General features: G+C 42.2%; 14 protein-coding genes. 5 read left to right on the forward strand and 9 right to left on the reverse strand.

The genetic code is table 11. From position 1 onward, the window contains the following. Positions 1-33 precede the first annotated feature (33 nt). The 3 genes from nrdB to JX580_RS03200 all read right to left on the reverse strand — a co-directional run bounded on the left by nrdB (position 34) and on the right by JX580_RS03200 (position 4,976). Positions 34-1,167 (reverse strand): class Ia ribonucleoside-diphosphate reductase subunit beta, encoded by a 1,134-nt coding sequence (nrdB, locus tag JX580_RS03190; RefSeq protein ID WP_248851353.1) that lies wholly within the window; start codon positions 1,165-1,167, stop codon positions 34-36. Positions 1,168-1,285: 118 nt separating this feature from the next. Next, positions 1,286-3,571, reverse strand: coding sequence for a class 1a ribonucleoside-diphosphate reductase subunit alpha (gene nrdA, locus JX580_RS03195; RefSeq protein WP_248851354.1), 2,286 nt, complete (start codon positions 3,569-3,571; stop codon positions 1,286-1,288). A 370-nt stretch (positions 3,572-3,941) separates the two neighbouring features. Beyond that, positions 3,942-4,976 (reverse strand): GGDEF domain-containing protein, encoded by a 1,035-nt coding sequence (locus JX580_RS03200; protein ID WP_248851355.1) that lies wholly within the window; start codon positions 4,974-4,976, stop codon positions 3,942-3,944. A gap of 118 nt (positions 4,977-5,094) precedes the next feature. On the opposite strand from JX580_RS03200, the gene JX580_RS03205 reads away from it, so the two are divergent. Together JX580_RS03205 and JX580_RS03210 are read left to right on the forward strand one after the other, a co-directional pair. Continuing rightward, complete coding sequence (locus tag JX580_RS03205) at positions 5,095-5,481, forward strand: winged helix-turn-helix domain-containing protein (protein WP_248851356.1); 387 nt, start codon at positions 5,095-5,097, stop codon at positions 5,479-5,481. 158 nt (positions 5,482-5,639) lie between these two features. Continuing rightward, complete coding sequence (locus JX580_RS03210) at positions 5,640-6,332, forward strand: TorF family putative porin (protein WP_248851357.1); 693 nt, start codon at positions 5,640-5,642, stop codon at positions 6,330-6,332. A gap of 266 nt (positions 6,333-6,598) precedes the next feature. On the opposite strand, the gene hpf is transcribed toward JX580_RS03210, so the two are convergent. From hpf to JX580_RS03240, 6 genes are all read right to left on the reverse strand, one after another. Next, a complete protein-coding gene (gene hpf / locus JX580_RS03215; RefSeq protein ID WP_248851358.1) occupies positions 6,599-6,937 on the reverse strand; it encodes a ribosome hibernation-promoting factor, HPF/YfiA family in 339 nt (112 codons plus the stop codon). A 143-nt stretch (positions 6,938-7,080) separates the two neighbouring features. Beyond that, the gene (gene lptB, locus JX580_RS03220; protein WP_248851359.1) at positions 7,081-7,806 is read right to left on the reverse strand and encodes an LPS export ABC transporter ATP-binding protein; all 726 of its coding nucleotides are present in this window, start codon (positions 7,804-7,806) and stop codon (positions 7,081-7,083) included. Beyond that, on the reverse strand, positions 7,806-8,228 hold the full coding sequence (gene lptA / locus JX580_RS03225) for a lipopolysaccharide transport periplasmic protein LptA (protein WP_248851360.1): 423 nt from the start codon (positions 8,226-8,228) through the stop codon (positions 7,806-7,808). Before lptA ends, lptB begins: the two co-directional genes overlap by 1 nt. 64 nt (positions 8,229-8,292) lie before the next feature. Then, complete coding sequence (gene lptC, locus JX580_RS03230; protein WP_248851361.1) at positions 8,293-8,850, reverse strand: LPS export ABC transporter periplasmic protein LptC; 558 nt, start codon at positions 8,848-8,850, stop codon at positions 8,293-8,295. Between the two features lie 5 nt (positions 8,851-8,855). Next, complete coding sequence (locus tag JX580_RS03235; protein ID WP_248851362.1) at positions 8,856-9,380, reverse strand: KdsC family phosphatase; 525 nt, start codon at positions 9,378-9,380, stop codon at positions 8,856-8,858. Positions 9,381-9,404: 24 nt separating this feature from the next. Then, positions 9,405-10,391 carry a calcium/sodium antiporter gene (locus JX580_RS03240; RefSeq protein ID WP_248851363.1) on the reverse strand — a complete coding sequence of 329 codons (987 nt, stop codon included), beginning with the start codon at positions 10,389-10,391 and terminating at the stop codon, positions 9,405-9,407. Between the two features lie 93 nt (positions 10,392-10,484). On the opposite strand from JX580_RS03240, the gene JX580_RS03245 reads away from it, so the two are divergent. Genes JX580_RS03245 through mlaE form a run of 3 tightly spaced genes read left to right on the forward strand, consistent with a single transcriptional unit; the run spans position 10,485 to position 12,705 of the window. Then, positions 10,485-11,090 (forward strand): hypothetical protein, encoded by a 606-nt coding sequence (locus JX580_RS03245; RefSeq protein ID WP_248851364.1) that lies wholly within the window; start codon positions 10,485-10,487, stop codon positions 11,088-11,090. 35 nt (positions 11,091-11,125) lie between these two features. Then, on the forward strand, positions 11,126-11,935 hold the full coding sequence (locus tag JX580_RS03250) for an ABC transporter ATP-binding protein (protein WP_248851365.1): 810 nt from the start codon (positions 11,126-11,128) through the stop codon (positions 11,933-11,935). Continuing rightward, a complete protein-coding gene (gene mlaE, locus JX580_RS03255; RefSeq protein ID WP_248851366.1) occupies positions 11,932-12,705 on the forward strand; it encodes a lipid asymmetry maintenance ABC transporter permease subunit MlaE in 774 nt (257 codons plus the stop codon). Before JX580_RS03250 ends, mlaE begins: the two co-directional genes overlap by 4 nt. Positions 12,706-12,707: the final 2 nt, after the last annotated feature.

Here is a 12,707-nt window from a genome sequence, read left to right on the forward strand (position 1 = left end):
GCAGAGTCACACGCCAGGTTTTCATGGATCGAGTTACAACGAGAAGCCACCAAAATCATCCTTGCTGACTTTGGTATCGACTTGGCCAACTAAATAAGAACTGATTTCAGATTCTTGTGGGGCGACCTGCACGTTATCACTGACTAGCCAATTGTTCATCCAAGGCAAGGGATTGCTTTTTGATGCAAAAATGGGTTCATAGTTCAGCGCCTTTAATCGAACATTAGTGATGTATTCAACATAATCTTGCAAGATTTTAGTATTCAAGCCAATCATCGAGCCATCTTTGAATAAATAGGCCGCCCATTGTTTTTCCTGCTCAGCTGCATCGCGGAATATTTTAATGATTTCTTGTTCTTGTTCTTTGGCAATCACGGCGAGTTCAGGGTCGTCCTCACCTGAGCGCATCAAGTTTAATAGATGTTGAGTACCGGACAAGTGCAAAGCCTCATCGCGCGCAATCAGTTTAATAATTTTTGCATTGCCTTCCATTAAAGAACGTTCAGCGAACGAAAAGCTACAGGCAAATGACACATAGAAGCGAATTGCTTCAAGCACATTGACCGATACCAGTGTTAAATAGAGCGCCGTTTTGATTTCTTTACGGAATACCGGGTCTTTTTCTAGGTCAAGCGATTGAGCATACATGGTATTGGTTAAAAAGATGAGTTTGTCATAGTGTTCGGTCACGGAAATGGCACGTTTGACGATTTCTTCATTCGTTACGATATCGTTAAAGACGATACTGGGATCGGTCACGATATTACGAATAATGTGGGTATAGGATCGACTGTGAATGGTTTCAGAAAACGACCAGGTTTCTATCCAAGTTTCAAGTTCCGGAATCGATACCAGTGGAAGTAATGCCACGTTAGGCGAGCGACCTTGAACTGAGTCCAATAGTGTTTGGTATTTTAAATTGCTAATAAAAATATGTTTTTCATTTTCAGGTAGTGCTGCGTATTCGCCTCGGTCACTGGATAGGTCAATTTCTTCCGGACGCCAAAAGAAGCTCAATTGTTTTTCAATGAGTTTTTCAAAAATAGGATATTTTTGTTGGTCATAACGTGCGACATTAACATTTTGGCCGAAAAACATAGGCTCTTTCATGGCATCGTTTTGGTTACGACAGAAGGTAGAGTAGGTCATTTTTTCTTGGCAACTCATAATGGACTTCCTAGTTATGAATGATAATAATTATCTTGTGATTATACGATGTCTAGACAAAAAGAGCACCTTGTTCGGTGCCCTTAATTGTGGATAAATAATCAGTTATAAAATCGGTTTACAACTTACAGGCACCGCCGGCACAGCCATCATCGTCATGGGCATCATCCGCACCGTCACGCGTATTGTGATAATACAGCGTTTTCACACCTAATTTGTAAGCATATAAGATGTCTTGTAGCACCTGTTTAATCGGTACGCGATCCGCTTCGAATTTCGCTGGGTCATAGTTGGTGTTGGCTGAAATGGCTTGGTCAACAAACTTTTGCATAATACCGACTAGTTGCAAATAACCTTTGTTGTCGGGGATACGCCAAAGCAATTCGTATTGATCTTTAATGTCTTTGAAGCCTGGAACTACCTGCTTTAAGATCCCGTCCTTCGAAGCTTTTACCGAGATAAAACCCCGTGGTGGTTCGATACCATTGGTTGAGTTGGTTATTTGCGAAGAGGTTTCGCATGGCATTAATGCAGTTAGGGTTGAGTTGCGTAAGCCGTCTTGTTTGATGCGGGTGCGCAGTGCTTCCCAGTCGTAATGCAACGGTTCGTTACAGACCTCGTCCAGATCTTTTTTGTAAGTGTCAATCGGTAAGATACCTTGAGCATAGACGGTGTCGTTAAACATTTCACATGCGCCCAATTCTTTGGCCAATTTGTTTGATGCATTGAGTAGATAGTATTGAATCGCTTCAAACGTTTTATGCACTAAACCATTCGCTGAACCATCTGAATAGCGGACATGATGTTTGGCTAGGTAGTAAGCAAGGTTGGTAACACCGACACCCAAAGTACGTCGTCCGTGGCTGGAAATTTGTGCCGCTTTGATGGGGTAGTCTTGGTAGTCAAGCAGGCTGTCGAGCGCTCTAACAATAAGATCTGATAAGTCTTCCAGCTCATCAAGCTGTTCAATTGCACCCAAGTTAAACGCCGATAGGGTACAAAGTGCAATTTCACCATTAGGGTCATCAACCGAGTTCAAGGGTTTGGTTGGAAGTGCAATTTCTAAACATAGGTTTGACTGATGAATGGGTGCTTTTTTTGGGTCAAATGGGCTATGTGTGTTGCAATGATCGACATTCTGAACATAGATTCGACCGGTCTGAGCCCGCTCTTGAGCCAGTTGAGTAAATAAGTCCAAAGCTTTGATTTGCTTTTTTCTAATATTGGTATCGGCTTCATAAATTTTATAAAGGCGTTCAAACTCAGCTTGGTCATCAAAAAAGGCGTCATACAGGCCAGGTACATCGGACGGGCTAAACAGGGTAATGACACCGCCTTCAATCATACGTTGGTACATAAGTTTATTAATTTGAACGCCATAGTCTAAGTGGCGAGCACGGTTTTCTTCGACACCACGATTGTTTTTTAGTACCAGTAGCGACTCTACTTCTAGGTGCCAAATAGGGTAAAACAGGGTGGCGGCTCCACCACGTACACCGCCTTGCGAGCAGGATTTAACCGCTGTTTGAAAGTGTTTGATAAAAGGAATCATACCTGTGTGGTAGGCCTCACCACCACGAATAGTGCTGCCAATCGCTCGGATGCGCCCAATATTGACCCCAATTCCTGCACGCTGAGACACATACTTAACAATAGATGAGGATGTGGCATTAATCGAGTCTAATGAGTCTCCGCATTCAATCAATACGCATGAACTGAACTGGCGTGTCGGCGTGCGTACTCCTGACATAATGGGGGTGGGCAGCGAAAGTTTAAACAATGATGCCGCATCATAAAAACGTTTGATCACGCTCATACGCTGTTTGGCTGGATAGTGACCAAATAGGCACATAGGTATCAGCATATAGATAAACTGCGGGCTCTCATAAATTTCGCGGGTTACACGATTTTGTACCAGGTATTTGCCTTCCAGTTGTTTAACGGCTGCATAGCTAAATTCCATGTCCCGTTCATGGCAAATATAGCTATCTAGTTCATCTATTTCTGTTTTTGTGTACTGCTCTAGCAATTGAGCATCGTAACGACCTGAGCGTACCATTTTATTTAGGTGTTCAAACAGTGCAGGCGGAGTAAATCGACCAAAGGCTTTTTTGCGTAAATGAAAAATGGCCAGTCTTGCTGCAAGGTGTTGGTAGTCTGGTGCGTATTCTGAAATTAGATCAGCAGCGGATTTGATGATGGTTTCATGGATATCAGAGGTTTTCATACCATCATAAAATTGTATATGAGAGCGTAACTCAACTTCAGAGACAGATACGTTTTCAAGACCTTCTGCAGCCCAAGTAATAACACGATGGATTTTTTCGAGGTCAATCGGTTCTTGACGACCATCACGTTTGGTGACGTTTAGGCTGGATTTGGGGGCTGAATTTTGGTTACTCATGGCCAATGCGCTCTCTGTTCAATTTTGTTGTGGATGATGCTGTGAATAAAAACTAAATATCTATTAGCTCGAAACCTATTTTTTACCAGTTTTTCATGTGTTTAGTGGCGTTAGGTAATACGGACTTTAGATTTAATGCCTAACTCTGTCGTTGTGGGTAATTTTAAAAACACAATATATAGTGGTTATGTTTTAATTGGTTAACAAAATATAGTAAATTTTAGCTGAAAGTGCAACAACAAATTTTAATGGGTTATGCACAAATAAAAACTTCTGCAGAAGCAAAAAATAACCTAAGGCCTTGTGTTATGCTTGTTTGGTTGTGGATAACTTTGTGGGAAGTTCTGATTTAACGCAAAATTTATTTTAACTAAAGTTGATGTTCACCACGAACACAGTTGCGTTTAGTTTTGGCTAGATAAAGAGCTTGGTCAGCGCGTTTGAATAAATCATCTGCAGACTCTCCCATTTGGTACATGGCAATCCCCATGGAAACGGTCATTTTTAGAGGTTTGTCGTGATCTCTGATTTTCAAAGATTTTTTTTCAATTGTAGATCGAAGTTTTTCAGCATAACGCATTGCGTTATCATAGTTGATATCGGTTAATAGAATCACAAACTCCTCGCCTCCAAAACGCGAAATCTGATCGTGCCCCTTGGTTTCTGAGCGCAGAAGCTTGGCAATATAACGTAGCGCGCTGTCGCCAACAAGATGACCATAATCATCATTTACCTGTTTGAAATGGTCTAAGTCAATTAATAGCATGCTAAAGGTTTGCCCTTTGTCTTTAGCGGAAGCAATTTGTTTTTGCATGAGCTCATTAAAACCACGCCGGTTGGCAATGCCGGTCAGTGAATCGGTTTTGGCCAGTTGTGTCGCATCATCAAGTTCTTGTTTTAGTTTTCTGATGACCGCTGCAGAGTTATTTAATTTGTTCTGTAGTTGTGCTGTTGATTCATTTAGCGATTGAATGCAGGGTATGATTTCTTGTTCTACACATTGCGTTATTTCTTGTTGGTCTTTTGCGCTTTTAAGTGCCGTGAGATTGTGTTCAAGTTTTTTTTGTTGGTTGGAGGTGGTTTGTGCCCAAACGTTGATGTTTGTTAGTGCATCGGATAGGAGCGATGCGACTTCGGAGGTAGGCAGGTGTTGGTTGAGGATACGTTTAATCAGTTCACGGTAAACCGGGCGAACAGTCTGATCATTATATTGCTTGGATTCAATCAGTAAGCTTAGGTTTTCCGCCAATTCATGGTCAAGTTGGCTGGCCTTTTCATAAAGTAACGTAAAATGAACTGGGGTAGCGGCTACCTTGAGCTCGCGGATTTCCTTGAAAACCTGTTCAGCTATAATGGCTGCTTGCGGAACGGAATCGTTATAACGACAGGAAGAGTTCGACATCATAAACCTTTGGACATAATGGGTTAGGGCATAGCTGCGAAAGTATGAACATATTCTTATACATTATTGCAGTTTATATCTATTTTGTCACGATCATAAACAACTTAAAGGAGGTTGAGGTATGGCTGGAGTTGAAAAAAAATTACCGGGTGATCCTTATTCTAAACTTATTAGGGCTAGGTTTTGGATTGTAGGAGGGGAGGGAGATGGTTATCTTGGTATTGGAAGAATCAAGCTTTTAGAGAATATACAGCGTTATGGCTCCATTAATCGAGCGGCTAAGGAGATGAATATGTCTTATAAAAAAGCTTGGAAGCTGGTCGAGGACATGAATCAATTAGCTTGCCAGCCTTTAGTGTTGAGTGAAAAAGGTGGGCGCCAAGGTGGTGGAACTCAAGTTACCGAGTTGGGTGAAGCCTATATTAGGTATTTTCGTGATCTAGAGGATCGCTTGTCTAAATTTCTTGTTGAAGAGTCGGTGAAATTGAAGGATTTATTGGTTCATTGATGTTCTATTTTGGTGCGTTATGGGTTTTAATATTGTTTTATCCATCTGTTGTTTTAGTTAATTACTTGAAATTGTTGTAATAAATAATTTTTGGCATTATCTGGGCTTTATTGTTTGCGAATTTAACATTCTTTTCAATCCATAAAAGGAAAACGCAAATGAAAAAAGCATTTAAACTAAAAACTTTGGCTCTTTCTATGGCTATGGCTGGTTCATCAATGGCGGTTTTAGCACCTACTGCTGTTCAGGCAGAGTTAACAGGCAATATTGGTATGATGTCTCAATACTACTTTCGCGGTATTGAACAATCTGAGGGTGTTTCTCCTGAGTTTGGCGTTGATTATGAGCATGATTCAGGTTTGTTTTTAGGTTTGTGGTCGGCCAAGGTAGCTGATCAGGACATCGAATATGATATCTATGGCGGTTATGAGGTAGATTTGGACGGCTTCGTACTTGGTGCAGGCTTTACCTTGTACCGTTATTTGGAAGGAAATTTTGATTCGCCTTATGACGAATTGAATTTTTGGGCAGGTTATGGTCCATTTACCTTGATGGTTGATACCGGTATTAATCGCAAAGATTCTTCGCTTGGGATCGATAAGGACATTAGCTATAACGTTGTAAGCCTTGAAGCGGAATATGCTGGTTTTTACGGTGTTGTAGGTAAGGGTATGGATTTTGCAGGCAAGGATGTGGATCATACTTGGGTTCAGTTAGGTTATAGTACTGAAATTTATACCGATACGAGTATTGATTTCTCAATTTTACGCTCTAGCAAAGAGGTGACGGGCAGTGGAGAAGCTGAGACAACGCTTCTACTTGGTATCAATAAATCATTTAGTTTTATGTAAGTGATTTTTGAATCCGGTTTTACCGATTCATTTTGGCAAGAATAATCTGTCTTCTTGTTAGCTTCCCTAGTTAGTATCCTCGTGGGCTCGGCATCCGTCGAGTCTTTTTCAGGCTCTTTTAGAGCCTGCTTTTTTATTTCAAGCCTAGTGGTTATTTTTCGGTTTATTGCATACTTGTTTTGTGGTGGGTGATTTTTTACTGAGAGGTATTGGTTTTTTAGTTGTGTGGAGCAAGCTTGAACGGCTTGCTCTATTTTGGGGGATTTTTATTCTTCTACTGCTGCGCTATTCATGCTTTTCACACCACCTGACTTTTGGTGATGGTCACTAATTTTTTCTTTGTGCTTGATGATTTGGCGATCTAGTTTGTCAATTAATCCATCAATAGAGGCATACATGTCGGAAGTTTCGTTTTGTGCGAATAGATCTTGACCTGATACATGAACGGTGGCTTCGGCTTTCTGGCCTTGTTTTTCAACGGTTAAAATAACATGAACGTTGGTAACGTGATCAAAATGGCGCTCTAGTTTAGAAAATTTTTCATTAACATAATCCCGCAATGCATCTGTTAAATCCATGTGGTGGCCAGTGATGTTAATTTGCATTCCTAACTCCTTGTTTTTTATTTATGGAATGGTGTTATTTGGGGGTGAATTGTTCAGCCCCGGGTACTTAGGTTTTAAGACTTGGTATCAGTATAGCATATTCATTGTCGACTTCATGGTGTTTGCCAGCGGAGTGTTGCTTTTTAAGCGCGGAAATTTTCACCGAGATAAACGCGTCGAACATCTGGGTGGTTGAGGACGGTTTCGGGTTTTCCCTGAGCGAGAATAGTGCCTGCATGAAGAATATAGGCTTGATCGCAGACGCCCAGTGTTTCTCGTACATTGTGATCGGTGATAAGTACGCCTATTTGCTTGGCTTTAAGATGTTCGATAATTTGTTGGATTTCTTTTACTGAGATGGGATCCACGCCTGCAAAGGGTTCGTCCAGTAGGATGAATTTGGGTTCCATAGCAAGTGCTCGGGCAATTTCAACGCGACGACGTTCGCCGCCTGATAAGGCTTGACCTAGTTGGTTGACAATATGGTGAATTTGTAAGTCTGATAGAAGCTCATCCAGCTTTTTGAGTCTTTGGTGTTGTGTAAGTTCAGGACGCATTTCAAGGATCGCAAGAATGTTATCTCGCACTGTAAGTTTGCGAAAAACGGATGCTTCTTGAGGAAGGTAGCCTATGCCTAACCTGGCCCTTTGGTCAATGGTGAGTTCGCTAATGTCTTGGTCGTCAAGCATGATTTTACCCGCATCGTGTTTTACCAGGCCGGTCATCATATAGAATGTAGTGGTTTTACCAGCCCCATTAGGTCCTAAGAGCCCAACAACTTGTCCGCTGTAAACATCTAAATCAACTGAGGTTACAACCTTATATTTTTTGTAGCTTTTTGCTAGGTTGCGTGCGTAAAAATGAGCCATTAATCAGCCTGCTTCTGGGGTTCAAAAGTCATAATGACACGGCCAGTGTATGCTTCGTTGCTGCCTGCCTGTAAAGTAAGTTCATTCATGTCATAGATTAGGCTGGGGCCTTGAATTGTGTGGCTATCTTGCTGTGTTAGGTAGGCATTACCAATAAGGTGAATTTCGCGTTCTTGTGCAAAGTAGATAATCGTATTAGCCTGGCCATGTATTTGAAGTTGTTGTTCAGCGTCAAAATGATGAAATTTTGCCGGGGCTCCGGTCGCAGTTAAGTTTAGTAGGGTTCGATTGGGGTGGGAAATCTTAACTTGCTCACCTAGGATTTTTGTTTCCCCTTGGGAAACAATGACGTTACCTGAGTAGTGAGTGATACCTTTAGTATCTTGGATATCAAGTTTATCTGCTTCAATTTGGATGGGCATTGTTTGTGACCAGGCCTGGTTATGAACCCCGAAGCTTATACAGATAACTAGAATGATTTTAAGTTTAGTAAGCCGGATTAATGTCATATTGCGTTTTTACCTGTGAATGAATTTGGGTTTGCTGTGAAAGCAGGTCAATTTCGAGTCCAATGCCTTGAGTTCGTTGCTGGCTGGATTGAATTATAACTTGATATGGGCTGGTTAGGCGTTCGGTGTTTGGGTGGTAATAAAGTTCTTCTGTTTCTAGGCGGCTTGTGTATTCGTCTCGGTTTTGTTCTGTGTAGTGACTAACTAATACATCATGCTTAAATTGATAGAGCGACTGTTGCTGAATTTGCGCTTCTTGGCTGCTAATTATATAGGTGTCTTTGGGGCTGGTGCGAATAACCTGAGGCTGCGCTATAAAAACGTTACCCGCATGTTGGTATAGACTTTTGGCTTCGAAGTATAGCAGGGTTTGATTTGAGTTGAGGCTCCAGGATTTTATTTGCTCGCCATGCCAGTCATTTTGACTGAGTTGGGCGGCCAGGTTTGTATCCTGTTCGACCTGTTGGTATTGAGTAAAAATCAACGCTATTAGGCCAAGTGTGGTAGTTATCAGGACACCGGATTTGAATTTCATTGGCTTTATCTTAGGTAGAAGTCCATATGGGCTTGCCAGTGGCCTTGAGTTTTCATGATGAGCTCACAGAACTCTCGAACGGCACCTTGTCCGCCTTTAAATTTACTGACAAGATCAACCCTAGAAATAACTTCGGGGTCTGCATCGCTAGGACAGCCCGAGAGGCCAACTCTGCGTAAAATAGGCAGGTCAAGAATATCATCACCCATGTAGGCTACCTCATCCAGCCCTATGCCTAGTTGTGCAATCAGTTGTTCAAAAGTAGGGAGTTTATCCGGTACCCCTTGGTATAGGTGTTTTACTTTCAAGTCTTGCATGCGTTTTTTTACTAGTTCCGAGGTGCGGCCGGTTATGATACCAATCTCGATTCCGCTTTTTTGAATCAATACCATGGCATGACCATCTCGCGTGTAGAAGGCTTTGTACTCTTGACCATCGTCACCATAAATAAGACGATTGTCAGTAAGAACGCCATCGACATCAAGGAGGAGTAGCTTAATTTTTTGGGCTTTGGTTCGTAGTTTATCCATGGTGCTCACCTTCGGTCGATTGTTTTAGGAAACAGTGTTGAAGTATAACAAAGTTAAGTACCCAAAAAACAGGGTGAGTAAGAAAACACCTTCTGCACGATAGATGGTCGCGTTGCCTTTTCTTGGCAAGGCAACCAAAAGCATCGCCACAGTAAATCCAAGAAGGATTGGCAGGTCGCGTTTTAGTAGATCATTGTCTATTAGAGAAGGTGCAAGGATGGCAGGAACGGCTAATACAGCCAATAAATTAAATAAGTTAGAGCCAAGTATGTTGCCAATCATCATATCTACTTCACCTTTAAGTGCTGCACTAATAGATGCGGCGAGTTCAGGTAAGCTGGTGCCAATCGCGATAATTGTTAGGCCGATTATTAGATCGGGAACTTCAAAGAATTCAGCGATTTCAACCGCTCCCCACACCATCATGCGTGCACTAATAACAAGTAAAACCAGTCCACCTATTAGGTACACAAAGCTTCGAGTCTTGCTTAGTTTGGGAAGTTCTTCGAGCTCTTGGTTTATTTCAGTAGCTAAAGGATCATTGGGGGCAATATTTTTATTACGGCGAATAATCCAAGTCAAGGTCATAGCAAGAATGGCGAGTAGAATTATGCCATCTAAGACACCAAGTTTATAGTCCATCATCAATACTACAGTGAGCGCTGTGATAATCAGCAGGATGGGCATTTCTCGTCTAAGGAAATTGGATTTAACGGCAATCGAGGTGATCAAAGCGGTTACACCAAGTACTAGGCCGATGTTTGTTATGTTGGAGCCGACTGCGTTGCCGACGGCTAAGCCTGGATTTCCTTCGAGAGAGGCTATAATCGCGACCACGATTTCGGGGCTGGATGTACCAAAGCCAATAATAATGGCGCCAATGATAATGGGTGAGACGTTGTAACGAACAGCGGTGCTGGCCGCACCATCAATAAAAAAGTCAGAACTCCAAACTAGCAAGGCTAATCCAACGATAAGCATAATCGTGGGCAGAATTAATACGGTCGACATAATTGCGGGCTCGCTATAGACTATAGAAAATTTAAAAAAACGTATTATACTAAAATTAGTTCTGGTGATAAAAAATATTTATGAGGAGTAATAATGTTTGCTAATTTATCAGTGGGTGTAGATAACTGGCAACGGCCAGAATTAATTGAAAACTATTACCCGGAAGGTCTGCCTGAAGATTGGCGCTTTGACTTTTATTTTAATGATTTTCGAACTGTTTTGGTTGCTCAGGGTGAATGGATGCGTTGGTCTGATGCTGAAATTGAAGAGTTACAGACTTGTCGACGTGATGATTCGAGTATTTTTCTTAAAATCGAAGCTTGGGATTTAAATTGTGTTGCAGTGATTACTAGGTTGAAGTTAGCGCTGCAATTCACGCTTGCTGGATTTCTGGTGTTTGATGATAAGATGGATCAAGAGGCTATTAATCAGTTACCAGGCCTGGTCACGCGAGTTAGTCGGCAATTTAGTCTTCCTGGTTGGCAGTGGTGTTGCCAAAAATGGATTGTTAGTGGTGCGCCTTGCGGTTGGCTTGAAAGTTTGCCGCAGGATATGAAGCTACAACGGGCTTGTTTGCAAGATTTTGTTATGAGCTTGCCGGATAAAAATACCGGTCGTGGCTTTTTTGTTGGCGGTGAATCTATTAAGATGGTACAAATTCAGAACCTAAAAACCCTGTCAGAGTTGATGGGGTATTAGCTAGGTTTATTAACTTTATTGTGAAGGTTGTTATTTTGCCCGATTTAATCCAAATAGAAAAACTGTCTTTTAGCCGCGGTGGACGTAAGATATTTGATGATTTAAGCCTTAGCATTCCAAAAGGTAAGGTAACTGCGATTATGGGGCCGAGTGGGACGGGTAAAACCACCCTGTTAAAATTGATTGCGGGTCAACTTAAGCCCGAATCTGGTCGCATTCTTGTCGATGGACGGGATGTGAACAAGCTAAAGCGTACTGAACTTTATCGGTTGCGACAGCGAATGGGCATGTTGTTTCAATCTGGGGCCTTACTTACCGATTTAACAGTTTTTGATAATGTGGCCTTTCCGTTAAGAGAGCATTTTAAACTATCGGATTCACTGATTGAGAAGATGGTTTTAATGAAGTTGGAGTCGGTTGGATTAAGGGGTGCAGTCAATTTGAAACCAGCTGAACTTTCCGGAGGAATGGCGAGGCGCGTGGCGTTAGCTCGTGCATTGATTCTGGATCCTGAGATGCTTTTTTATGATGAGCCGTTTGTGGGTCAAGACCCTATTACGATGGGTGTTTTGGTAGCTTTGATTAAAAAAATGAACCAAAGTTTAGCCTTAACAAGTGTTGTAGTTTCTCATGATGTAGAGGAAGTGCTTTCGATTGCAGACTATGCTTGTGTCTTGTCTGAAGGCCGAATTATTGAGCAGGGGACCCCCGCTGATTTAAAGCAATCAAGCTCCCCCTATGTTCAACAGTTTTTGCTTGGGTTGGCCGACGGGCCGGTACCTTTGCATTATCCAGTTGAAAGCTGGGCTCAGAAATTGAATAAATCTAGCGGGGCTGAATCATGATATGGCTAGCTAAACTTGGGGCCGCTACTTTGGGGCGTTTGCAGAGCCTAGGTCAGCTAGGTTTATTTGTGGTGTCGGTGTTTCCGGCGCTCGGCTATGCCCTTGTGCATTTTCGACTCTTGATCAAGCAGATCTATTTTGTAGGTGTTTTGTCACTGCCTATTATTTTAACAGCGGGTTTGTTTGTTGGAATGGTGCTGGGTCTTCAAGGGCACTATATTCTTTCAACCTTTAATTCAGAAGAAATTGTTGGCAGTATGACTGCCTTGTCATTAATTCGAGAACTGGGTCCCGTGGTCGCTGCTTTACTTTTTGCAGGGCGTGCAGGCTCTGCTTTGACTGCTGAGGTTGGTTTAATGAAATCTACCGAGCAGTTGTCAGCGCTGGAAATGATGGCGATTGATCCAATGAAGTATGTGGTTGCACCAAGAATTCTTGCTTGCATGATTGCTCTGCCTATGTTGGCTTTGATCTTTATTGCGGTCGGTATTTTTGGTGGTTATCTTGTTACGGTCGGTTGGTTAGGGGTTGATGAGGGTGCGTTTTGGGCGCAGATGCAATTGCACGTTGATTGGCGAGATGATGTGATTAACGGCCTGATAAAAGCCGTGGTGTTTGGGGTTTTAATCGCCGTGATTTCTTTGTTTCAAGGGTATGAGGCGATGCCAACCTCTGAGGGCGTGAGTAACGCGACAACTCGTACGGTTGTTCAGTCTTCGCTGTGGGTACTGGGTTTGGATTTTGTATTAACCTCTATGATGTTTACATAAGG

This window comes from Thiomicrospira microaerophila (assembly GCF_023278225.1).
Classification (GTDB): domain Bacteria; phylum Pseudomonadota; class Gammaproteobacteria; order Thiomicrospirales; family Thiomicrospiraceae; genus Thiomicrospira; species Thiomicrospira microaerophila_A.

What these genes read in the sequence shown, in the direction of transcription:
- nrdB (WP_248851353.1), bottom strand. Translation starts at nt 1,167, where the DNA reads ATGAGTTGCCAAGAAAAAATGACCTACTCTACCTTCTGTCGTAACCAA.
- nrdA (WP_248851354.1), bottom strand. Translation starts at nt 3,571, where the DNA reads ATGAGTAACCAAAATTCAGCCCCCAAATCCAGCCTAAACGTCACCAAA.
- JX580_RS03200 (WP_248851355.1), bottom strand. Translation starts at nt 4,976, where the DNA reads ATGATGTCGAACTCTTCCTGTCGTTATAACGATTCCGTTCCGCAAGCA.
- JX580_RS03205 (WP_248851356.1), top strand. Translation starts at nt 5,095, where the DNA reads ATGGCTGGAGTTGAAAAAAAATTACCGGGTGATCCTTATTCTAAACTT.
- JX580_RS03210 (WP_248851357.1), top strand. Translation starts at nt 5,640, where the DNA reads ATGAAAAAAGCATTTAAACTAAAAACTTTGGCTCTTTCTATGGCTATG.
- hpf (WP_248851358.1), bottom strand. Translation starts at nt 6,937, where the DNA reads ATGCAAATTAACATCACTGGCCACCACATGGATTTAACAGATGCATTG.
- lptB (WP_248851359.1), bottom strand. Translation starts at nt 7,806, where the DNA reads ATGGCTCATTTTTACGCACGCAACCTAGCAAAAAGCTACAAAAAATAT.
- lptA (WP_248851360.1), bottom strand. Translation starts at nt 8,228, where the DNA reads ATGCCCATCCAAATTGAAGCAGATAAACTTGATATCCAAGATACTAAA.
- lptC (WP_248851361.1), bottom strand. Translation starts at nt 8,850, where the DNA reads ATGAAATTCAAATCCGGTGTCCTGATAACTACCACACTTGGCCTAATA.
- JX580_RS03235 (WP_248851362.1), bottom strand. Translation starts at nt 9,380, where the DNA reads ATGGATAAACTACGAACCAAAGCCCAAAAAATTAAGCTACTCCTCCTT.
- JX580_RS03240 (WP_248851363.1), bottom strand. Translation starts at nt 10,391, where the DNA reads ATGTCGACCGTATTAATTCTGCCCACGATTATGCTTATCGTTGGATTA.
- JX580_RS03245 (WP_248851364.1), top strand. Translation starts at nt 10,485, where the DNA reads ATGTTTGCTAATTTATCAGTGGGTGTAGATAACTGGCAACGGCCAGAA.
- mlaE (WP_248851366.1), top strand. Translation starts at nt 11,932, where the DNA reads ATGATATGGCTAGCTAAACTTGGGGCCGCTACTTTGGGGCGTTTGCAG.